The organism is Streptomyces sp. NPDC092369, from assembly GCF_044755245.1.
Classification (GTDB): Bacteria; Actinomycetota; Actinomycetes; order Streptomycetales; family Streptomycetaceae; genus Streptomyces.
On record NZ_JBIVQP010000001.1, the window covers coordinates 776,360 to 794,754 of the forward strand.

Genomic DNA, 18,395 nt, shown 5'->3' on the forward strand with positions numbered 1-18,395 from the left:
GGATCGGTACACACGAGGAGCCGACACCGCTTTTTTCCGAGGAAACGGAGACGCACCATGGGCATCATCGCCTGGATCCTCATCGGCCTTCTCGCCGGTGCCATCGCCAAGCTCCTGATGCCGGGCAAGGACCCCGGCGGCATCATCGTCACCATGCTCATCGGCATCGTCGGAGGCCTGCTCGGTGGCTGGCTCGGCAAGGTGATCTTCGGCGTCGACTCCATCGACGGCTTCTTCGACCTCTCCACCTGGATCGCCGCGATCGTCGGCTCCATGATCCTGCTGCTTCTCTACCGCGTCTTCACCGGCAACCGACGCTCGCACCGTCACGCCTGACCTGCTGAAGGCATCCGCATGCGGCATTCGGACGGCTCCCCCTGCTCGACAGGACGGGAGCCGTCCGCGGCCTTGTTGCGGGGCTCTGCAACTGGGCGACCGCGATCCTCGAAGCGGCGACCGCACGCCGATAATGGCCGGATGAAAGATGGAGGAACGGCGGGGGATGCGGGCGAGATCGCTCTGAGCAGACAGGACCTTCGCGAGGTCACGGCGTTCGCCGCGGTGTGTGCGGACGCGGTGCTCGGGATCTTCGAGGCCGACCAGCCGGACGACCCGCGCCCGCGGGACGCCGTCCGTGCCGCGTGGGAGTTCGCTCGGGGCGGCGAACGCGGCAGATCTCTGCGGGAGACAGCATCCGCGGCCCTCAAGGCGGCCAAAAGCGCGGACACCGTGGCTGCCCGCGAGGCCGCATGGGCGGCCATGTCCGCGGCGGGCGCCGCATACCTGCATCCCCTGGCCAAGGCCACCCAGGTCAAGCACATACTCGGGGCCGGCGCCTACGCGGCCAGGGCGGCCGAACTCGTCGCCGGGGACGATCACAGGGTCGCTGCCGAGTTCCTTGAGCGGATGGCGCAGCGTGCGACACCGGTCGTCGTCGACGTGCTCAAGCGCTACCCGGCTGCGCCCAACGGCGGTGGACGGGTTGGGGAGTTGATCCGCCTGCTGGACACCGAGCTGCGTTCGCCCACCCTCGCTGAGTGATCCCGTCAGGCTGCTGATCAGCACATCGCACTCGACCGCTCGGCTCGACGCGCCCTCTCCCAGGCGTATCAGGTTGATCGGCGGCTTCAGCAGGTCGGGATCGGCATCCGATCACCCAGGTCCGATCACCACTCAAGTCCCGCCGCATTGAGCCCCGTTCAGTCTCCGACCCGTACCAGCCCGCTCTCATAGGCGAAGATCACCGCGTGGATACGGTCCCGCAGGCCCAGTTTGGTCAGGATCCGGCCGAGGTGGGTCTTGACGGTCGTCTCCCCCACGAACAGCCGGTCCGCGATCTCGCCGTTGGCCAGTCCTTGGGCGACCAGGGTGAGGACGTCCCGTTCGCGTTCGGTGAGAGCCGCCAGACGGCTGCGCTGGGCGGGCACGGCCGCGGGGGCGTGCAGGACGAAGCGTTCGACCAGGCGCCGGGTGAGCGAGGGCGCGACCATGACCTCGCCCCGCAGCACCGCACGGACGGTCACCAGGATCTCCTCGGCGGGGGCGTCCTTGACGAGGAAGCCGTTCGCACCGGCCCGCAGGGCGGCGTAGGCGTACTCGTCGAGGTCGAAGGTGGTGACGACGAGGATCCGGGGTCCGTCGGCCCGCGCGCAGAGCCGTTCGGTCGCGGCGAGCCCGTCCAGACCCGGCATGCGTACGTCCATCAGGACGAGGTCCGGCGTCAGGGCGGCCACGCCGGCGATCGCCGCGTCGCCGTCGGCGGCCTCGCCCACCACGGTGAGATCGGGCTGGCTGTCGACGACCATGCGCAGCCCCATCCGGATCAATTCCTGGTCGTCGCAGATCAGGACTCGGGACGGTGCCGAAGCAGGCGTCGGGGTGGGGTTGTTGACGCGGTCGTTCATGGAGTCGCCGTGGTGGGCTCGGGCCTGGTGGGTGCGGGACCTGTGGAGCGCAGGGTGGCGGCCACCCGGTAGCCGCCCTCGGGTGTGGGCCCGGCGTCCACACTCCCGCCGTACAGGGCGGTGCGTTCGCGCATGCCGGTGAGTCCGCGGCCGGAGGAGAGCAGCGGGGCGGGGCGCTCCGCGGCGGCTTCCCGTTCGGCTCCGGGCGAGTTCTCCACCTGTACGCGGACCAGCCGCCCGGGCCCGCGGATACCGGTGTCGACCCGTACGTGGACCGCGGCGTCCCGCGGCGCGTGTTTGACGACGTTGGTGAGTGCCTCCTGCACGATGCGGTACGTCTGCGCGGTGAGATCGGCCGGGAGGCCGCCGCGCTCTCCGCACAGGTCCAACCGGGCGCGCGTTCCGCTGATGTTGAGGCGTGCGACCAGTCGCCGCAGACCGGCCGCGAGGGACTCCGTGGTCCCACCCGGTTCGGAACCGGTAGCCGAACCGGGGCCGGGTTCAAGGGTGTTGGCGGAAGCCTCCGCGACGGGCGTACGCAGCACCTCCAGCAGTCGGCGCAGTTCGCCCAGTGCCTCGCGGCCGGTCGCGCTGATGACGTCGAGGGTGCGGTCGACGACGGCGGGGTCGACCTGCCGCATCAGCCTGCCGCCCTCCGCGTTCAGCACCATCACGCTCATGGTGTGCGCGAGGACGTCGTGGATCTCGCGGGCGATGCGTGCCCGTTCCTCGGCCACGGCCACCTGGGCCAGGGCGAGGCGCTCCGACTCGGCGAGCGCGGCCCGCCGCTCGAACTCCGCGAAGTAGGCGCGCCGGGCCCGGACGTACTCGCCGAACACCCAGGACGCGGCCAGCAGAAGCCCCACCGCGAGCGGAGTGAGCCAGGCACCACGAGCGCCCGGGCCGGTGAACTCCCGCTCCCACGCGGGAATCCACAGCAGTACGCAGACGGAGGCACCGACCGCCGTCGCCGCCGCGGCGCGCCGCAGACCGCGCACGGTGAGGGTGGCCAGGACCGCGCCCACCGCGACGGCACCGCGTCCCGGTTCCTGTCCCCACACCTGTCCGAGCCACTGCGCCCAGAACGCCGCCGTCACCAGGGCCGCGACGAGCACCGGCCGACGGCGGCGCCACAGCAGGGGGAGCACGAGGGTCGCGTACACGCCCGCCTGCACCCAGACCGGCCGCCAGCCCGGCTCCGGGCGGATCACCGGAGGGACGGCCACCAGCACGATCAGCAGGAGGTCCGTCAGCCACGGGTGGCCGCGCCGCAGTCGGGCGAGGGTCTCGATCAGCCGATGCACCACCTCACGCTAGGGCCGGGACCTGCCGCCGCACATCGTCCTGCGGGGCGTCACCGGGTCCTCCCGCGGTCGTACACGCACCGGCCGGGGACAGGACGTGCGGCCCCCCGGGGCGCTTCGAGCATGGCCGCCATGTCGATCACCACGGAGTTCCTCAGGCGCCCTCTCATGACCGGTGCCGTGGCGGCCAGTTCACAGCGGCTGGCGCGCGCGATGACCGAAGGCATCGGACTGGAAGGGGCCCGGCTGGTCGTCGAACTCGGCCCGGGGAGCGGGGTGTTCACCGACGCCATCCTCCGCCGCCTGGCGCCGGGGGCACGACTCGTGGCGATCGAGCTCAACCCGACGCTGGCGGCACGGTTGTCGGCGACCCGGCGCGACACACGACTGACCGTGGTGACGGGCTCCGCCACCGAACTGGCCGCCACGGTGGGCGAACCGGTCGACGCGGTGGTCTCCGGCCTGCCGTGGACGGTCATGCCGCGCGAACGGCGTGGACGGATCCTGGACGCCGTGACGCACGTCCTCGCGCCTGAGGGCCGGTTCACCACCTTCGCATACGTCCATGCGGCCCGGACTCCGCCCGCCCGTCACTTCGCAGCCGAACTGGCCTGCCGTTTCGACCGGTTGGAGCGCACGTCCGTGGTGTGGCGGAACCTCCCGCCCGCTTTCGTGCACCGCGCCACCCGCCCTCTCGACCAGCAAGGCGGGTTGAAGGCCGCGGGCACACAAGGTCATCCGGCTGATTCAGCTTGCTGAATCGGCGAGCATGCGCGGGACACAGCAGGTGCGCAGGTCACGCCCAAGCCGTCACCGGCACGAACGAGCTGTCCGATCTGAACAGGTCCGTCCCGTCCGTCAGTTCCACACGCAGTTGGTAGTTGTAGTGCCGCAGGTAGTAGCCGGGGTAGTTGTACGACTCGAAGCGGACGGCGGTCGAGGACGTGCCCGCGCGGGCGATGAACGTGGCGTCCCTGGCGAACGTCGACGTGCCGTCGTTGGCGTCGAAGCGTCCGCGGAAGTCGTAGTGACGGAGGTGGTTGCCGGCCGCGTCGCGGAAGGAGTAGGCGTTGGAGTCCGCCAGGCCGGGGACGACCGTGAGGGTGGAGGCCTGCTTCTCGGCGGTGGTGCTGGAGGCGGTGACGACGGGCAGGTTGAGCAGGGTGGACTGCTCCTGCCAGTAGCGGGTGGAGTAGTTGGCGGACCGCAGGGAGCGGGAGACGTTCGTGGCCAGGGCCGGTCCGCCCGAGACCGTCTCCTTGATGACCGTGAAGTGGCGGGCCGTACCGGACACGGACGGGAGCGCCTTCGGGGCGGACCAGGTGGCGAACGAGTCGTAGCTGTCGCTGTAGTAGTACCTGCCGTCGCCGTAGCCGTCGAAGAAGATGCGCCAGGCGCCATTGTCGAGCTGGATCACGGATGGGCCCTCGCGGTAGCTGCCCCAGCCGGCCCAGTCGCCGGTCCTCGAGATCGTGTAGGGGCCGTTGAGGCTGGAGGCCGTGCCGTACTCGATGTACTTCGCCGTCTCGTTCTTGGTGAAGGCGTGATAGGTCGAGCCGACCTTCACGATGTACGTGTCGATGTGGTTCGCGCCGATACCGGACAGGGCTACCGGTGAACTCCATGCCGTGAGCGCCGAGTCGGTGGCCCTGAGTCGGTACGGGGTGAAGATCCACTCGTCGCTCGTGAGGGAGCAGGAGACGATGACGTTCACGCTGCCGTCGCTGTCGACGAACCACTCGGGCGCCCACGCCCGGGACAGGCCGGCGATCGGGACCGTGTAGTCGTACAGGAACGTCCAGTTGGCCCGGTCGGCGCTGCGCGCGAAGCCGATGGTGGTGGAGACGTCCTGCCAGGTGTGCGTGGTGTAGGTGACGTAGTAGTAGCCGTCGGTGTGCTTGAAGACGCTCGCGTCGCGGATCCTGTTGCTGGGCGGGGTATAGGCGGAGGCTTTCAGGAGCCGGAAGTCGGTGGCGTCGTCGGACTGGTAGACGTTCACCGTGCCGTCGTCGCTGTTCAGGAACGGCACGATGGTGTACCGCGTCGCGGAGCCGCTCGCCGGGGCTGCGGCCAGGGCCGTGCCGAGCAGGCCGGGGGCTTGGCCCAGGACCAGCGCCGAGGCGGGCAGGGCGGCCATCGCGCGCAGCAGGGTGCGGCGGGAGGGAGTGGCGGGGCGAGGGCTCACGTGCGGCTCCTTGGTCAACCGAATGCACCAATGTCCGTCATTTCGAACATGGTTCGGCAAGTCGGTCAGACCGTAAGGGTGAGGCAGGTGCGCGTCAATGGATTGAGCATGGCCGGATGACCCCTGTGTGAAGCCTGTGTTGCGCCTTCCGGCACCGCCGACTTCCCTTTCGCGCAAGGGATGTTCGACATCCCGCACCGAGCCGGGAGACCCGACGTTACTGTTCGGTAGACCGCGCCGCTTCTCCGGAGGTCCCCCATGACGCCCGACCGTTCCCCCGGCCTCGCCGAGTCCGCCCGCGCGCTGGCCGCCGGGGAGGTGACCTCCCGGACGCTGGTCGAGCGGGCGCTGGCCCGGATCGAGGCCACCCAGCCGAGTCTCAACGCCTTCCGGATCGTGCGGAGCCGGGCCGCTCTCGACGAAGCCGACGCCGCCGACAAGGAGTTGGCCGCCGGGGTGCGCAAGCCGCTGCTCGGGGTGCCGGTGGCCGTCAAGGACGACACGGACGTGGCGGGCGAGCCGACCGCGTTCGGCTGCGAGGGCGACTACCCGCCGGCCGCCCAGGACGGCGAAGCCGTACGGCGGTTGCGCGCGGCCGGTGCCATCGTCATCGGCAAGACCAACACCTGCGAGCTGGGGCAGTGGCCCTTCACCGAGGGGCCCGCGTTCGGCGCGACCCGCAACCCCTGGCACCCCGATCACTCCCCCGGTGGCTCCTCGGGCGGTTCGGCCGCCGCCGTCGCCGCCGGTCTCGTGCCCGCCGCGCTCGGCTCGGACGGCGCCGGATCGGTGCGGATCCCCGCCTCCTGGACCCACCTCGTCGGCATCAAGCCGCAGCGCGGCCGCATCTCCACCTGGCCGCGCGGCGAGTCCTTCCAGGGCATCACCGTCAACGGCACGCTGGCCCGCACGGTCGCGGACGCGGCCCTGCTCCTCGACGCTGCGAGCGGCAACCACGAGCGGGACCCGCACCGGCCGGAGATCATCAACGCCGCCGAGGCCGCGGGACGCGAACCCGGGCGGCTGCGCATCGCCCTCTCCCTCAAGCCGCCCTTCACCGCCCTGCCCGCGCGCCTCCAGCCGGAGGTACGCGCCCGGGTGCGCCAACTCGCCGAGCGGGTCAGCGCGTTGGGGCACGTCGTCGAGGAGGCCGACCCTCCGTACGGCCAGATCGGGCTCGCCTTCATTCCCCGCGCCACCGTCGGCCTCGCCGAACGCGTCCGCGAGTCACCGCACCCCGCGCTCCTGGACCGCCGCACCCGTGACGCCGCACGCCTGGGCCGACTGCTCGGCGGGGCACCCCTGCGGGCGGCCCGGCGCGCGGAGACGGTCCAGCACCGCCGTATCGGCGGCTTCTTCGGGTCCTACGACGTGATCCTCGCCCCGACCACGGCCGCTCCCCCGCCACGGATCGGCGCGATGCTGCCGCTGAGCGGTTTCGCGACGGACCGCGCGATGATCGCCGCCTGTCCGTACGCGTGGCCGTGGAACGTGCTGGGCTGGCCCGGTGTCAACGTCCCGGCCGGGTTCGTCGAGGGCGGGCTGCCCGTCGGCGCGCAGTTGCTCGGTCCGGCGGGTTCCGAGCCGCTGCTGATCTCGCTCGCCGCCCAGTTGGAAGCGGAGGTGCGCTGGCACGAGGCCTGGCCACCGCAGGAGGCGCAGACGAATTCCCCCGCGGTATAGGCGAGTTGGGGCCGTTGCGTGTGACCGGGTCCGTCCCCCGTGACCTGCCCGTACCCTGTGACCATGGACGATGTGTCGTTGGTCGGGCTCATGGGGCGGGTCACCGGGACGGTGGGGCCCGGGCTCGTCGGCGAGGTGATCGTCCGGGTGCGCGGCGGGGCCGAGCACTTCCTCGCGTACGCCGCCACGGGGACCGACCGGATCGAGCAGGGCACGGTCGTCATGGTCGTCGAGCATCTGCCGCCGAGGACGGTCTACGTAACAGCCGCGTACGACAGTTGAGCATGCTGCGCCCCAGGTGAGAGCCTTCCGCGTCAAGATGGCAACAAGGAAAGGTCGGCGTCTTCACCCCTGCGCCGTACAGGCGCACACTCCCTTCGTTCGGTGCTTCAAGTGCACCATCAAAAGGGGGCGTTGCCGATGGTTGTCGGCGTCGTTGCGGGGGTGGCGGTTGTCGCCGTTCTCGTACTTATCGGTCTGTTCAAGTCGATGTGGCGGGTCGCGGAGCCGAACGAGGCACTCATCATCTCGGGCTCCAAACACCGTACCGAAGGCCTTGAGCCGGGCATGGGATTCCGCATCGTCACAGGGCGCGGCACGCTGGTGCTGCCCGGCGTGCAGGCGGTGCGCAAGCTCTCTCTCGACCTGAACGAGACGGAACTGCACGTGGACTGCGTGACCTCGCAGGGCATTCCGCTCAAGGTGCGGGGCGTGGTCATCTTCAAGGTCGGCGACGACTTCGTGTCGATCGCCAACGCGGGCCGTCGTTTCCTCGATCAGCAGAAGCTGATGTCGGAGCGGGTGCACAACGTCTTCGCCGGTCATGTCCGGTCCATCGTGGGCGGGTTGACGGTCGAGGACATGATCCGCGACCGGGACAAGCTCACGGGGCAGACCCGGGCCGCGTGCGGTACGGAGATGGAGAAGCTGGGTCTGATCGTGGACTCGCTGCAGATCCACGAGATCGAGGACCCGACGGGGTACATCAAGAACCTGGCGATGCCGCACGCGGCGGCCGTGCAGCGGGACGCGCGGATCGCGCAGGCGGAGGCGAACCGGCGCGCCACGGAGGCGGAGCAGGCCTCGTTCGCGCGGATGGCGGAGGCCACCCGCGACAGCGAGATCCTCCAGGCCGGCTACCAGGCCGAGCGGGACAAGGCGGCTGCGGAGGCGCGGCAGGCCGGTCCGCTGGCGGACGCGGCGGCCCGGCAGCAGGTGGTGGTCCAGGAGACCCGGGTCGCCGAACTGGAGGCGCAGCGGCGGGAACAGCAGCTCCAGGTGGACGTCCGCAAGCCGGCGGACGCGAAGGCCTACGAGAAGCGCACCCTCGCCGAGGGCGAGCGAGACGCCCGGATCTCGGGCGCGGAGGCCAAGGCGAGGGAGACGGAACTGGCGGCCGCCGCCGAGGCGACCCGGGTCAGGGCGACCGGTGAGGCCGAGGCCGCCGCCGTGCAGGCGAAGGGTCTCGCGGCGGCCGAAGCCACCAGGGCCAAGGGGCTCGCCAAGGCGGAGGCCATCAAGGCGCGGGCCGCAGCCCTCGCCGAGAACCAGGAGGCCGTGGTCGCCCAGCAACTCGCCGAGAACTGGCCGGAGATCGTGAAGGCGGGTGCGTCCGCCTTCGGCAACGTCGACAACATGGTCGTCCTCAACGGGGCGGACGGCCTGGCCGACATGCTCGCCAAGGCGCTCACCATGGGCGGCACCGGGCTCGGTCTGGCCCGGCAGCTGCTCGCCACGATGAACCAGAACGGGCAGCCCCCGAACGGGACTTCGGCCCTGAACGGCGGCACGACACCGCCGGCGCAGAAGGTGCCGGTGGACAAGGAGGCGTAAGGAGGCACAGGGGAACAGGGGCGGGTGAACGGGGGCCGCGATCCCAACTGCCCAGCCGGGCGGCGTTCCCGACGGCCGGCGGGACCGTGATCCTGTCAGCCCGTCCTTGATCCCGACAGCGTGCCCGGGGGCCCTCTTCGCGGAGGGCCCCTCTACGCTGCCTCCGTGACTGCGCATACCGATGAGAACGTCCCCGGCCGTTTCGGCCCGACCGCCACCACCGAGGCCGACGCCCGCAAGGTGGGCCGCGTCCGCACCGAGTACGCCCCCGCGCACGACGGTGACCCCGACCCCGGGGAGATCGTCTGGACCTGGGTGCCGTTCGAGGAGAACGACGGCCGAGGCAAGGACCGTCCCGTGCTCGTCGTCGCCCGCGAGGCCGCCGGCACGCTGCTCGCCGTACAACTGTCGAGCAAGCGGCACGACGGCGACCGCGAGTGGGTCGCGATCGGCAGTGGACCGTGGGACGGGTCCGGGCGGGACTCCTGGGTCGACGTCGACCGGGTGCTGCGGCTGCACGAGCGGGGCATGCGCCGCGAGGCCTGTGCGCTGGACCGCGGCCGGTTCAACCTGGTGCGCAACCGGCTGGCGGAGCGCTACGGCTGGAGCTGACGCCCGAGGGCTACCGCTGGAGCTGACGCTCCGGAAACGCCCGTACGAAGGCCGCTCGGACCGCATGCCCCGGCGTGCGGTCCAGGATCCCGAACACCACGTGCTCGAAGGTGCCCGCGAACCGGCCGTCGGGGCCAAGAAGCGTCCGGAACGCGCCCGCCACCTGCGCCGGGTCGTTCTGGAAGACCCCGCAGCCCCAGGCCCCGAGGACCAGGCGCCGATAGCCCTGTGCGGCGGCCGTCTCCAGGACCCGCTCGGCGCGGGTCGCGAGGGCGGCCGGCAGGTCGGAGGTCCGCTGCGGTGTCCGCTGCCGGATGACGCCCGCGTTCGGTGCCGCGGCGGTCAGGAAGCCCGTCGTGTACGGCTCGTCCAGGAGGTTGCCGCGGTCGTCGCGGAAGACGGGGACGGCCGGTGAGTGGATGACGCGGTCCGTGTAGAACGGGTCGCGGTCGGCGCGGTGATGGTCGTAGAACTCCCGGGCCTCAAGCAGGCACGTGTACAGCGCGGAGGCGCGGCACAGGGCCTCCTCCTGCGCCTGGGCGCCGTTGAGGAAACCGCCGCCCGGGTTGCGGGCCGAGGCGAAGTTCAGGACGGCCGCCTCGCCGCCGAGCCTGCGGGCGGCCTCCAGACTGCTCTCGCCGGTGACTTCGAAGAAGGTGTCGGCCGGAGTGCTCGGGGGCATCCGTACCGGCGCCGGCCCGTACATCCGCGTGCCGGTCCGGGCCGCCTCGATCGGCGCGGCCAGGAACACTTCGCGCCCCTGGGAGGTCCGGTACGACCCCGCCGCCACGATCTGTTCGGTCTGCAGCGCGAGAGCGCGCAGGCGCGCGCTCATGGCGCCACCCCCGTGGGCGCCGTTCTCGCGTGCCGTGCGCGTTCCCCCGTCGTACTCATGGAGGAATCGTGGTCGATGCCGGTGGTGCGCCGCAACGGAGTTTTCGCGTTCCCGCAAACGCCCGGGAAAGCCTCAGCAAACAGCGGGAAGGGAAAGATTACCGAGCCGGAACGTGCCACTACGCACCCTTGTGCGATTCGACGCGAGGGTTTTGGGTGGGACGAGCGCTGCCGTCCGGAAGGCCTACCGGCCGGGGCGGTGGCATGGTGGAATCTCCAGGAGGGATCCTGATATGTCCGATTCGGTGAGTGACTGTACGGAGAACCGCTCCGCAGTCACCGAAGCCGAGGTGGAGGCCCTGGTCCGGGGCATCTGCTTCAAGACCGGCCCGCCCCGCACCCTCGGGGTCGAAGTGGAATGGCTCGTCCACGAGCTGCGCATCCCGCAGCTCCCGGTGACACCCGAACGGCTCGAAGCGGCCTACGCCGCTCTGCGGACCGTTCCCCTGAAGTCGGCGCTCACTGTCGAGCCCGGCGGCCAGCTGGAACTGAGCTCGCCGCCCGCCGCCTCGCTGACGGAGTGCATCGCCACCGTCTCCGCCGACCTCGACGCCGTCCGCTCCGCTCTCGCCGAGCACGATCTCGGCCTCGTGGGCGTCGGCCAGGACCCCTGGCACTCTCCGCGCCGGTTCCTGCACGAGCCGCGCTACGACGCCATGGAAGCCTGTCTGGACCGTACGGGCCCGGCGGGCCGGGCCATGATGTGCACCTCGGCCTCCGTGCAGGTCTGTCTGGACGCGGGGTACGAGGAGCCGGGACCGCTCGGTCTCGGGCGGCGCTGGTGGCTGGCGCACCAGCTGGGCGCGGTCCTGGTGGCCGCCTTCGCCAACTCCCCGCTCGCCACCCGCCGGCCCACGGGCTGGCGCTCCACCCGGCAGCTGCTGTGGACGGAGATCGGCCCGGGCCGCGCGGGCGCGCCCGCGCTGGACGGCGCACCGCGCGAGTCCTGGGCCCGGCACGTCCTGGACGCGCCGGTGATGTGCGTACGGCGGGACGAAGGGCCGTGGGACGTACCGGAGGGGCTGACCTTCCGGGAGTGGACCAGGTCGGGCGCGCCGAGGCCGCCGACCAGGGAGGACCTCGACTACCACATCTCGACGCTGTTCCCGCCGGTGCGGCCGCGCGGTCATCTGGAGCTGCGCATGATCGACGCGCAGCCCGGCGACGACGGCTGGATCGTGCCGCTGGCCGTGACGGCGGCGCTCTTCGACGACCCGGAGGCCGCCGAGACCGCCTACCGCACGGTGAAGCCGCTGGCCGAACGTGCCGTGGGGCGGCCCGCCCCGCACAATCCGCTGTGGCTGGACGCGGCCCGTTACGGGCCGGCCGATCCGGAGCTGCGGGAGGCGGCGGTGACCTGCTTCGTGGCTGCCCTTGAGGCCCTGCCGCGGCTGGGCGCCGACGCCACGGTCACGGACGCGGTGGCCGCGTATCTCAACCGCTATGTCGTCCAGGGCCGTTGCCCCGCCGACGACCTGCTCGACCGCCTGCGCGGCACGGACAGCCGCGCCCTCGGGAAGGACATCCGCACATGACCGACCCCGCCCCCGATGCCGAGTCGCTCCGGGAACGGGCACTCACCACCCTGACCACCGCCCGTGAGCGCACCACGCTGCTGACCAGCTGCGTGGAGGACCCCGACCTGACCGCGCAGCACTCGCCGCTGATGTCGCCCCTGGTGTGGGACCTCGCGCACATCGGCAACCAGGAGGAGCTGTGGCTGCTGCGGGCCGTCGCCGGGCGCGAGGCGATGCGTCCCGAGATCGACGGCCTGTACGACGCCTTCGAGCACCCGCGCTCCGAACGTCCCTCGCTGCCGCTGCTGCCGCCCGCCGAGGCCCGCAGCTACGCGGCCGAGGTGCGCGGGCGGGTGATGGACGTGCTGGAGAGTGCCGACTTCCACGGCACACGCCTCACGGAGGCGGGCTTCGCCTTCGGGATGGTCGCGCAGCACGAACAGCAGCACGACGAGACGATGCTGATCACCCATCAGCTCCGCACGGGCCCGCAGGCCCTGACCGCCCCCGACCCGGACCCGGCCCCGCTGTTCACCGGGCCGGCCGAAGTCCTCGTCCCCGGCGGCCCGTTCACCATGGGAACCTCCGACGAGCCATGGGCGCTGGACAACGAACGCCCCGCGCACCAGCGTGAGGTGGCGCCCTTCTACATCGACACGACCCCCGTGACGAACGGCGCCTATCAGGCGTTCATCGAGGACGGCGGCTACGACACCGAGCGCTGGTGGGCGCCCGAGGGGTGGGCACACATCCGCCGCAACTCCGTGCGCGCCCCGCTGTTCTGGAGCCGCGACGGCAAGCAGTGGCTGCGCCGCCGCTTCGGCGTCACCGAGGTGGTGCCGCCGAACGAGCCGGTGCTGCACGTGAGTTGGTACGAGGCCGACGCGTACGCCCGCTGGGCGGGGCGCCGGCTGCCCACCGAGGCCGAGTGGGAGAAGGCGGCCCGCTACGACCCGGCGGGCGAACGCACCATGCGCTTTCCGTGGGGCGACGCCGATCCGGCGCCCGAGCACGCCAACCTCGGCCAGCGGCATCTGCGCCCGGCCCCGGCCGGCAGCTACCCGGAGGGCGAGTCCCCGCTCGGGGTGCGGCAGTTGATCGGTGACGTGTGGGAGTGGACGTCGAGCGACCTGACCCCGTATCCGGGGTTCGTGGCGTTCCCGTACAAGGAGTACTCGGAGGTGTTCTTCGGGCCGGAGTACAAGGTGCTGCGCGGCGGTTCGTTCGCGGTGGACGAGGTCGCCTGCCGGGGCACGTTCCGCAACTGGGACTACCCGATCCGGCGGCAGATCTTCTCCGGGTTCCGCACGGCCCGCACAGGAGACGTCTGATGTGCCGTCACCTGGCGTACGTCGGGCCGCCGGAGCCGCTCGGGCGGCTGCTGGTGGAGCCGGCGCACAGCCTGTACCGGCAGTCGTGGGAGCCGCGACGGCAGCGGTACGGGACCGTCAACGCGGATGGTTTCGGGGTCGGTTGGTATGCCGACGGGGATCCGATGCCGGCCCGGTACCGGCGGGCCGGGCCCATCTGGGCCGACCTGTCCTTCGCCGATCTGGCCCGGGTGGTCAGGTCGGGGGCGCTCCTCGCCGCCGTGCGGGACGCGACCGTGCCGGGCGCCGACGGGGAGGCCGCGGCGGCACCGTTCGCCGCGGGGCCCTGGTTGTTCAGCCACAACGGCGCCGTCAAGGGCTGGCCGGGCTCGCTCGCGCCGCTGGCACAGAAGCTGCCGGCGGTCGACCTGCTGTCGCTGGAGGCGCGCAACGACTCCGCTCTCGCATGGGAGTTGGTCCTCGCCCGGCTGCGCGGCGGCGATTCCATGGGGCAGGCGCTGACCGACGCGGTCCCGGAGATCGCTGCGGCGGCTCCGGGGTCCCGGCTGAACCTGCTGCTCACCGACGGCGCGACCATCGCCGCGACCGCCTGGGGCGACACCCTCTGGTACCTCGCCCGGCCCGGCCACAGCGTCGTCGTGGCGTCCGAGCCCTACGACGACGACACCCGGTGGCAGGAGGTCCCCGACCGCACCCTGCTCTCTGCGAGCCGCACGGACGTGCTGCTCACCCCCCTCAAGGAGCCGAACGACACACCGGCTCCCGCACCATCGAAGGAGCCGCGTTCGTGAGTCCCTTCCTTCTCACCCGCACCCTGCCCGAGGACGCCACCGAGGCCGCACTGCGCGCCGACGTCCAGCGTGGCCTCACGGGCACCCCCAAGACGCTGCCGCCGAAGTGGTTCTACGACGCCCACGGCAGCGACCTGTTCGAGCAGATCACCGAACTGCCCGAGTACTACCCGACGCGCGCCGAACGGGAGATCCTCATCGCCCGCTCCGGGGAGATCGCCGAGGCGACCGGGGCGCGCACCCTCGTCGAACTCGGCTCCGGTTCCTCGGAGAAGACGCGCTACCTGCTCGACGCGCTGACCGGCCTCGACACCTACATCCCGGTCGACGTCAGCGAGAGCGCCCTCACCCAGGCCGGACAGGCGCTGATCGCCGAGCGCCCGGAGCTCCACGTGCACGCGCTGATCGCCGACTTCACCGCCTCGCTGACGCTGCCTCAGGCGCCCGGCCCACGGCTGGTGGCGTTCCTCGGCGGCACGATCGGCAATCTGCTGCCGGCCGAGCGGGCCGTGTTCCTCGCCGCGATCCGCTCGCTGCTGTCCCCCGGAGACGCGCTGCTGCTCGGCACGGACCTGGTCAAGGACGAGGGAGTGCTGGTCCGGGCGTACGACGACGCGGCCGGGGTGACGGCCGCGTTCAACAAGAACGTCCTGACCGTGGTCAACCGCGAGCTGGACGCCGACTTCCACCTCGACGCCTTCGACCATGTCGCGCTGTGGGACGCGGAGAACGAGTGGATCGAGATGCGGCTGCGCTCGCGCACCGAGCAGACCGTGAAGATCCCCGCGCTCGACCTGGCCGTCGACTTCGGCGCGGACGAGGAACTGCGCACCGAGATCTCGGCGAAGTTCCGGAAGGAGGGTGTGCGCGCCGAACTGTCCGCGGCCGGGCTGGAGTTGGCCCGCTGGTGGACGGACGACGGGGGCCGCTTCGCGCTGTCGCTGAGCGTGGCGACCTGAGTCGCCGCCGCTGAGCCCGGCGCGCTGAGCGGCCGGCCCCCGTCGTCCGAGTGCCGGTTCAGTCGATGGCGTTGAGCATCTCGGTGATCTGCCGGGACGCCCGCTTGGCCTCCGTGGCCGGGTCGGCCCCGCCGAGCACCTTGGTCATGTACGCCTTGATGGGGTTGTCCGCCTCCACGGCACCCCATTGAGCCGTACTGGGGGTCGCCCGCCCCCGCGCGGCTCCGGCCGCCATGGCGGCGACCCCCTCCTCGTCGGCGACGGACCGGGCGAGGGTCTTCTTGTTGGGCACGTAGTTCATCGCCTCGGCCAGCCGGGTGTTCCACTTGGCGCCGGCGAGGGCCGCGACGACGGCGACGGCGCCGTCCTGGTCGTGCGTGTTGTTCGGTACGACCAGGTCGGAGCCGCCGGTGAAGACCGCGCCGGGCCGGCCGGCCGTTCTGCCGGGGACGGGGAAGAAGCCCAACTTGCCTTCGAGTTCCGGGTTCTGCTGGACCACGGTCCGGGCGAGCCCGGGGACGGCGATGATCTGGGCGACCTTCCCCTTGGCGAACTCGCCCGCCTGGGGCGGGTGTTCCTCGTCGGCGTCGACCGGCCCCTTGCCGAGCGCCTGAAGGCGCCGGTAGAAGTCCATCCCGCGCAGGGCCGCCGCAGTGTCCAGCGTGCCCCGCCAGCCACCGCCGTCCCCGTCGTCCGCGAGCTCGCCACCCTCCTCCCAGATGAAGCCGGCCAGCGTGTACCAGTCCTGTCCGGCGAGGTAAATGCCCTGGTTGCCGCCGGAGTTGAGCTGTTCGGTGAGGTCGAGCCAGTCGTCCCGGGTGCGCGGCGGAGCCTTGACGCCCGCCCGCGCGAACAGGTCCTTGCGGTAGATGACGACGCGGTTGGCGGCGTACCAGGGGATCCCGTACTGGTGGCCGATGAACTGCCCCGGCTCGGCGAGGCCGGGCAGCCAGTCGCGGCTGCCCCAGTGCAGCCTCGACTCCAGCGTCAGGTCGAGCAGCCGGTCCCGCTCCACGTACTGCGAGACCTGGGTGTTGCCGACCTCGATGACGTCGGGTCCGTCGCCGGTGTCCTTGTCGAGCGCGGCCTGCACCTTCTCGCCGATGCCGGTCCATTCCTGGATGCGGATGTCGAGCCGGAGGTTGTCGTGGGCGCGCTCGAACTCGGCGGTGAAGTCGCGCACGAAGTCCGTCGAGGCGCTGTCCTTCATCAGCCAGACCTGGACGGCACGTCGGTCGCTCCCGCCGCCCGGCACGATTCCGCAGGCGCTGACGAGACCGAGCGGGGCGAGGGTGAGCAGGCTGCGGCGTCTCACGAGGGGTCCTGTTCTGTCTGGCGACAACTGTCTGCGGACAGGGGGAACGGGCCCGACGTGGGGGGACGAGCGCGGGGCTCGTACGGGTGTGCAGGAGTTTGGTATGGACCAATGCGGACGTCAAGGGGTGTCGGTTCGGCCGGCCGGACATCTCGCGCTCCGCCGCAGCTTGGGGCACCGTGGAGTGACGCGCGACACATGTGACGTTCCGTTCACCACGGACGCACGGAGAGGAGCACCCGCATGTCGAACCACACCTACCGGGTCACCGAGATCGTCGGCACCTCGCACGAGGGGATCGATCAGGCCATTCGCAACGGCGTCGGCCGGGCCTCACAGACCCTGCGCAACCTCGACTGGTTCGAGGTGACGCAGGTCCGGGGCCAGATCGAGGACGGGGACATCGCGCACTGGCAGGTGGGCCTCAAGGTCGGCTTCCGCCTCGACGAGTCGGACTGACCGGACCGACGGGCCCCTCTCCCGACGATCAGGTCCGCCCGTCCCGCTCCTGCGCCGCGTTCAGGGCGCCGGAGGGGGCGGTCCAGCGGGCGCGAACGACCGTGAAGCCGGCGCGCCGGACCTCCTCGCACACCAACTCGTCGTCGTCCACGACGACCCGGATCTCCCGGGTCCTGGCGAGCCGGCGCAGCACCTCCAGCTTGGTGCGGCGGGCCGGCCTGCGGTCGTCGTCGCGCCGCATGTGGACCCGCCCCTCGGGCAGCCCGTGCGCGGCGAGCCAGGCGAGCGTGTCGCGCCGGCAGCGCTCGGGCCGCCCGGTCAGATGGACGACCTCGCACTCCTCGGCGCTCGTCAACGCCGGCGCGACACCTTCCGGAACGGGTGGATCGTGCGGCGCCGCGGCGAAGAACGCGTCCCAGTCCCGCGGGCTCCGTTCCAGGAAGCGCTGCCGATGAGCCGTATCGGCAAGGGTGTTGTCCACGTCGAACACGGCGAGGGGGCGTCCGCTGCTGTCGGTCACGCGATCAACCCTGGACAGTCGTGGGGCGCGCGGAGTCGGTACGGTCTGCGCATGGTCTTCTACGTTCACGCTCAGGACGAGCCCGATGTCGCCGCCGAGTTGGACAGTCTCGCCGAGGCGCACTGGTCGTACATGGACGGTTTCGCCGACCGGCTCATACTCCGCGGACCCACCCTGTCCGAGGACGGCTCCGAGCACACCGGAAGCGTTCATGTCGTCGACATGACCGACCGTGCGAGCGCGGAACGGTTCGCGACCGAGGAGCCGTTCTGGCAGGAGGGCCTGTACCGGGAGCTCACGGTGACCCGGGCGCTGGTACTGGTCGAGGGCGAGGCCGACCGGACCGTCCCGTACTCCCTGATCACGGCCCACTGGCCCCCGCAGCCCCGCAGCGCCGACGACAGCGCCCCGCGCCTCAAGGACGACCGCCTGTCCTTCCTGGCCCTCCTCGTCGACGACTACGGGTCGCACACCACCGGGGTGGTGGCCACCGTGCGCGCCCTCCCGGACGAGGCACCGGGCATCATCCAGCCCTACACCCACCGCGTCACGGGCAGGCCCGTGCCCTTCACCGCACAGCGCTGGGCCCGTGGAGGGCGTTCGTAGCATGGATCACGCCTCTCCCCTGCCCGCTCCTCGTACGCGCCTGATAGGCGTCGTCCGGCAGCGCCCCTGCACACTCGTCGTGTGCAGGGGCTGCTGCTGCGGCGATCCGCGCAAGCACCCCGGCACCGACCACGTCGGTCAGCTGGACCGGCTGCGCGCCGCCGCCGCCGCCGAGCACGGTTTCCAGGTGCGTACGACCGACTGCCTGGGCCCCTGCGACCAGGCGAACGTCATGGTCGTCCAGCCGTCGGCCGCCGGGCGCAGGGCCGGCGGCCGGGCCACCTGGGTCGGCTTCGCCATGGACGACGACTGCACGGAGGAGATCGTGAGCTGGGCGGCGGCGGGCGGTCCGGGCCTGGCCGAGCCGCCGGTCACGCTGGAGCTGCAGTTCGTCCGGCCGCCGCGGGGAGCACGCGCGCGTACGGGACGACGCTGAGCCGCCGCCGGGCGACCGGCACCGGCCGCCGAGCGCGCAGGCGCGG

20 protein-coding genes are annotated in these 18,395 nt (G+C 71.7%); 14 read left to right on the plus strand and 6 right to left on the minus strand.

The genetic code is table 11. The features are described 5' to 3' along the window. The first annotated feature begins 57 nt into the window (after nucleotides 1-57). Both ACIQI8_RS03470 and ACIQI8_RS03475 read left to right on the plus strand, forming a co-directional pair. Nucleotides 58-336: a GlsB/YeaQ/YmgE family stress response membrane protein gene (locus ACIQI8_RS03470; RefSeq protein ID WP_402344377.1), complete on the plus strand. Its 279-nt coding sequence runs from the start codon at nucleotides 58-60 to the stop codon at nucleotides 334-336. Nucleotides 337-477: 141 nt separating this feature from the next. Then, a complete protein-coding gene (locus ACIQI8_RS03475; RefSeq protein ID WP_402344380.1) occupies nucleotides 478-1,041 on the plus strand; it encodes a putative immunity protein in 564 nt (187 codons plus the stop codon). A gap of 158 nt (nucleotides 1,042-1,199) precedes the next feature. Here the strand turns inward: ACIQI8_RS03475 and ACIQI8_RS03480 are convergent, their stop codons facing one another. Both ACIQI8_RS03480 and ACIQI8_RS03485 read right to left on the minus strand, forming a co-directional pair. After that, nucleotides 1,200-1,904 (minus strand): response regulator, encoded by a 705-nt coding sequence (locus ACIQI8_RS03480; RefSeq protein ID WP_402344382.1) that lies wholly within the window; start codon nucleotides 1,902-1,904, stop codon nucleotides 1,200-1,202. Beyond that, a complete protein-coding gene (locus ACIQI8_RS03485; protein WP_402344385.1) occupies nucleotides 1,901-3,208 on the minus strand; it encodes a sensor histidine kinase in 1,308 nt (435 codons plus the stop codon). Before ACIQI8_RS03485 ends, ACIQI8_RS03480 begins: the two co-directional genes overlap by 4 nt. Nucleotides 3,209-3,340: 132 nt before the next feature. Between ACIQI8_RS03485 and ACIQI8_RS03490 the strand changes: the two genes are divergently transcribed. Next, nucleotides 3,341-3,967 carry a class I SAM-dependent methyltransferase gene (locus ACIQI8_RS03490; protein ID WP_402344388.1) on the plus strand — a complete coding sequence of 209 codons (627 nt, stop codon included), beginning with the start codon at nucleotides 3,341-3,343 and terminating at the stop codon, nucleotides 3,965-3,967. A 37-nt stretch (nucleotides 3,968-4,004) separates the two neighbouring features. Here ACIQI8_RS03490 and ACIQI8_RS03495 read toward each other — a convergent pair whose 3' ends face one another. Continuing rightward, on the minus strand, nucleotides 4,005-5,393 hold the full coding sequence (locus ACIQI8_RS03495; RefSeq protein WP_402344391.1) for a glycoside hydrolase family 43 protein: 1,389 nt from the start codon (nucleotides 5,391-5,393) through the stop codon (nucleotides 4,005-4,007). Nucleotides 5,394-5,651: 258 nt separating this feature from the next. On the opposite strand from ACIQI8_RS03495, the gene ACIQI8_RS03500 reads away from it, so the two are divergent. The 4 genes from ACIQI8_RS03500 (at nucleotide 5,652) to ACIQI8_RS03515 (ending at nucleotide 9,521) form a co-directional block, all read left to right on the plus strand. Then, the gene (locus ACIQI8_RS03500; RefSeq protein WP_402344394.1) at nucleotides 5,652-7,076 is read left to right on the plus strand and encodes an amidase; all 1,425 of its coding nucleotides are present in this window, start codon (nucleotides 5,652-5,654) and stop codon (nucleotides 7,074-7,076) included. Nucleotides 7,077-7,139: 63 nt separating this feature from the next. Continuing rightward, nucleotides 7,140-7,358, plus strand: a complete 219-nt coding sequence (locus ACIQI8_RS03505) for a hypothetical protein (protein WP_401711415.1) — start codon at nucleotides 7,140-7,142, stop codon at nucleotides 7,356-7,358. 132 nt (nucleotides 7,359-7,490) lie between these two features. After that, nucleotides 7,491-8,909 (plus strand): flotillin family protein, encoded by a 1,419-nt coding sequence (locus tag ACIQI8_RS03510; RefSeq protein WP_402346660.1) that lies wholly within the window; start codon nucleotides 7,491-7,493, stop codon nucleotides 8,907-8,909. A 165-nt stretch (nucleotides 8,910-9,074) separates the two neighbouring features. Continuing rightward, nucleotides 9,075-9,521: a type II toxin-antitoxin system PemK/MazF family toxin gene (locus ACIQI8_RS03515; RefSeq protein WP_402344398.1), complete on the plus strand. Its 447-nt coding sequence runs from the start codon at nucleotides 9,075-9,077 to the stop codon at nucleotides 9,519-9,521. A gap of 10 nt (nucleotides 9,522-9,531) precedes the next feature. On the opposite strand, the gene ACIQI8_RS03520 is transcribed toward ACIQI8_RS03515, so the two are convergent. Next, entirely contained in the window at nucleotides 9,532-10,356 is an 825-nt protein-coding gene (locus ACIQI8_RS03520) for a TIGR02452 family protein (RefSeq protein WP_402344401.1), read from the minus strand. Nucleotides 10,357-10,648: 292 nt separating this feature from the next. Between ACIQI8_RS03520 and egtA the strand changes: the two genes are divergently transcribed. Genes egtA through egtD form a run of 4 tightly spaced genes read left to right on the plus strand, consistent with a single transcriptional unit; the run spans nucleotide 10,649 to nucleotide 15,013 of the window. Beyond that, nucleotides 10,649-11,950, plus strand: coding sequence for an ergothioneine biosynthesis glutamate--cysteine ligase EgtA (egtA, locus tag ACIQI8_RS03525; RefSeq protein WP_402344404.1), 1,302 nt, complete (start codon nucleotides 10,649-10,651; stop codon nucleotides 11,948-11,950). Next, a complete protein-coding gene (gene egtB, locus ACIQI8_RS03530) occupies nucleotides 11,947-13,263 on the plus strand; it encodes an ergothioneine biosynthesis protein EgtB (protein ID WP_402344407.1) in 1,317 nt (438 codons plus the stop codon). The genes egtA and egtB overlap by 4 nt, the downstream gene beginning before the upstream one ends. Then, nucleotides 13,263-14,054 carry an ergothioneine biosynthesis protein EgtC gene (egtC, locus tag ACIQI8_RS03535; RefSeq protein WP_402344410.1) on the plus strand — a complete coding sequence of 264 codons (792 nt, stop codon included), beginning with the start codon at nucleotides 13,263-13,265 and terminating at the stop codon, nucleotides 14,052-14,054. Before egtB ends, egtC begins: the two co-directional genes overlap by 1 nt. Further along, nucleotides 14,051-15,013 (plus strand): L-histidine N(alpha)-methyltransferase, encoded by a 963-nt coding sequence (egtD, locus tag ACIQI8_RS03540; RefSeq protein WP_402344413.1) that lies wholly within the window; start codon nucleotides 14,051-14,053, stop codon nucleotides 15,011-15,013. The genes egtC and egtD overlap by 4 nt, the downstream gene beginning before the upstream one ends. A 58-nt stretch (nucleotides 15,014-15,071) precedes the next feature. Here egtD and ACIQI8_RS03545 read toward each other — a convergent pair whose 3' ends face one another. After that, the gene (locus tag ACIQI8_RS03545) at nucleotides 15,072-16,328 is read right to left on the minus strand and encodes an extracellular solute-binding protein (RefSeq protein ID WP_402344416.1); all 1,257 of its coding nucleotides are present in this window, start codon (nucleotides 16,326-16,328) and stop codon (nucleotides 15,072-15,074) included. Nucleotides 16,329-16,571: 243 nt separating this feature from the next. Here ACIQI8_RS03545 and ACIQI8_RS03550 point away from each other — a divergent pair, with 243 nt between their 5' ends. Further along, nucleotides 16,572-16,787 carry a dodecin gene (locus ACIQI8_RS03550; protein WP_123996504.1) on the plus strand — a complete coding sequence of 72 codons (216 nt, stop codon included), beginning with the start codon at nucleotides 16,572-16,574 and terminating at the stop codon, nucleotides 16,785-16,787. 28 nt (nucleotides 16,788-16,815) lie between these two features. On the opposite strand, the gene ACIQI8_RS03555 is transcribed toward ACIQI8_RS03550, so the two are convergent. Next, on the minus strand, nucleotides 16,816-17,307 hold the full coding sequence (locus ACIQI8_RS03555; protein WP_402344419.1) for a hypothetical protein: 492 nt from the start codon (nucleotides 17,305-17,307) through the stop codon (nucleotides 16,816-16,818). Nucleotides 17,308-17,358: 51 nt separating this feature from the next. Between ACIQI8_RS03555 and ACIQI8_RS03560 the strand changes: the two genes are divergently transcribed. Next, on the plus strand, nucleotides 17,359-17,913 hold the full coding sequence (locus ACIQI8_RS03560; protein ID WP_402344421.1) for a YciI family protein: 555 nt from the start codon (nucleotides 17,359-17,361) through the stop codon (nucleotides 17,911-17,913). 1 nt (nucleotide 17,914) lies between these two features. Continuing rightward, complete coding sequence (locus tag ACIQI8_RS03565) at nucleotides 17,915-18,349, plus strand: (2Fe-2S) ferredoxin domain-containing protein (protein ID WP_402344424.1); 435 nt, start codon at nucleotides 17,915-17,917, stop codon at nucleotides 18,347-18,349. Nucleotides 18,350-18,395 lie beyond the last annotated feature (46 nt).

Excerpts from the sequence above, each read along its gene's own strand:
- ACIQI8_RS03560 (WP_402344421.1), top strand. The coding sequence starts at position 17,359 with ATGGTCTTCTACGTTCACGCTCAGGACGAGCCCGATGTCGCCGCCGAG.
- egtA (WP_402344404.1), top strand. The coding sequence starts at position 10,649 with ATGTCCGATTCGGTGAGTGACTGTACGGAGAACCGCTCCGCAGTCACC.
- ACIQI8_RS03480 (WP_402344382.1), bottom strand. The coding sequence starts at position 1,904 with ATGAACGACCGCGTCAACAACCCCACCCCGACGCCTGCTTCGGCACCG.
- ACIQI8_RS03520 (WP_402344401.1), bottom strand. The coding sequence starts at position 10,356 with ATGAGCGCGCGCCTGCGCGCTCTCGCGCTGCAGACCGAACAGATCGTG.
- ACIQI8_RS03565 (WP_402344424.1), top strand. The coding sequence starts at position 17,915 with ATGGATCACGCCTCTCCCCTGCCCGCTCCTCGTACGCGCCTGATAGGC.
- egtB (WP_402344407.1), top strand. The coding sequence starts at position 11,947 with ATGACCGACCCCGCCCCCGATGCCGAGTCGCTCCGGGAACGGGCACTC.
- ACIQI8_RS03550 (WP_123996504.1), top strand. The coding sequence starts at position 16,572 with ATGTCGAACCACACCTACCGGGTCACCGAGATCGTCGGCACCTCGCAC.
- ACIQI8_RS03505 (WP_401711415.1), top strand. The coding sequence starts at position 7,140 with ATGGACGATGTGTCGTTGGTCGGGCTCATGGGGCGGGTCACCGGGACG.
- ACIQI8_RS03475 (WP_402344380.1), top strand. The coding sequence starts at position 478 with ATGAAAGATGGAGGAACGGCGGGGGATGCGGGCGAGATCGCTCTGAGC.
- ACIQI8_RS03470 (WP_402344377.1), top strand. The coding sequence starts at position 58 with ATGGGCATCATCGCCTGGATCCTCATCGGCCTTCTCGCCGGTGCCATC.
- ACIQI8_RS03500 (WP_402344394.1), top strand. The coding sequence starts at position 5,652 with ATGACGCCCGACCGTTCCCCCGGCCTCGCCGAGTCCGCCCGCGCGCTG.
- egtC (WP_402344410.1), top strand. The coding sequence starts at position 13,263 with ATGTGCCGTCACCTGGCGTACGTCGGGCCGCCGGAGCCGCTCGGGCGG.
- ACIQI8_RS03490 (WP_402344388.1), top strand. The coding sequence starts at position 3,341 with ATGTCGATCACCACGGAGTTCCTCAGGCGCCCTCTCATGACCGGTGCC.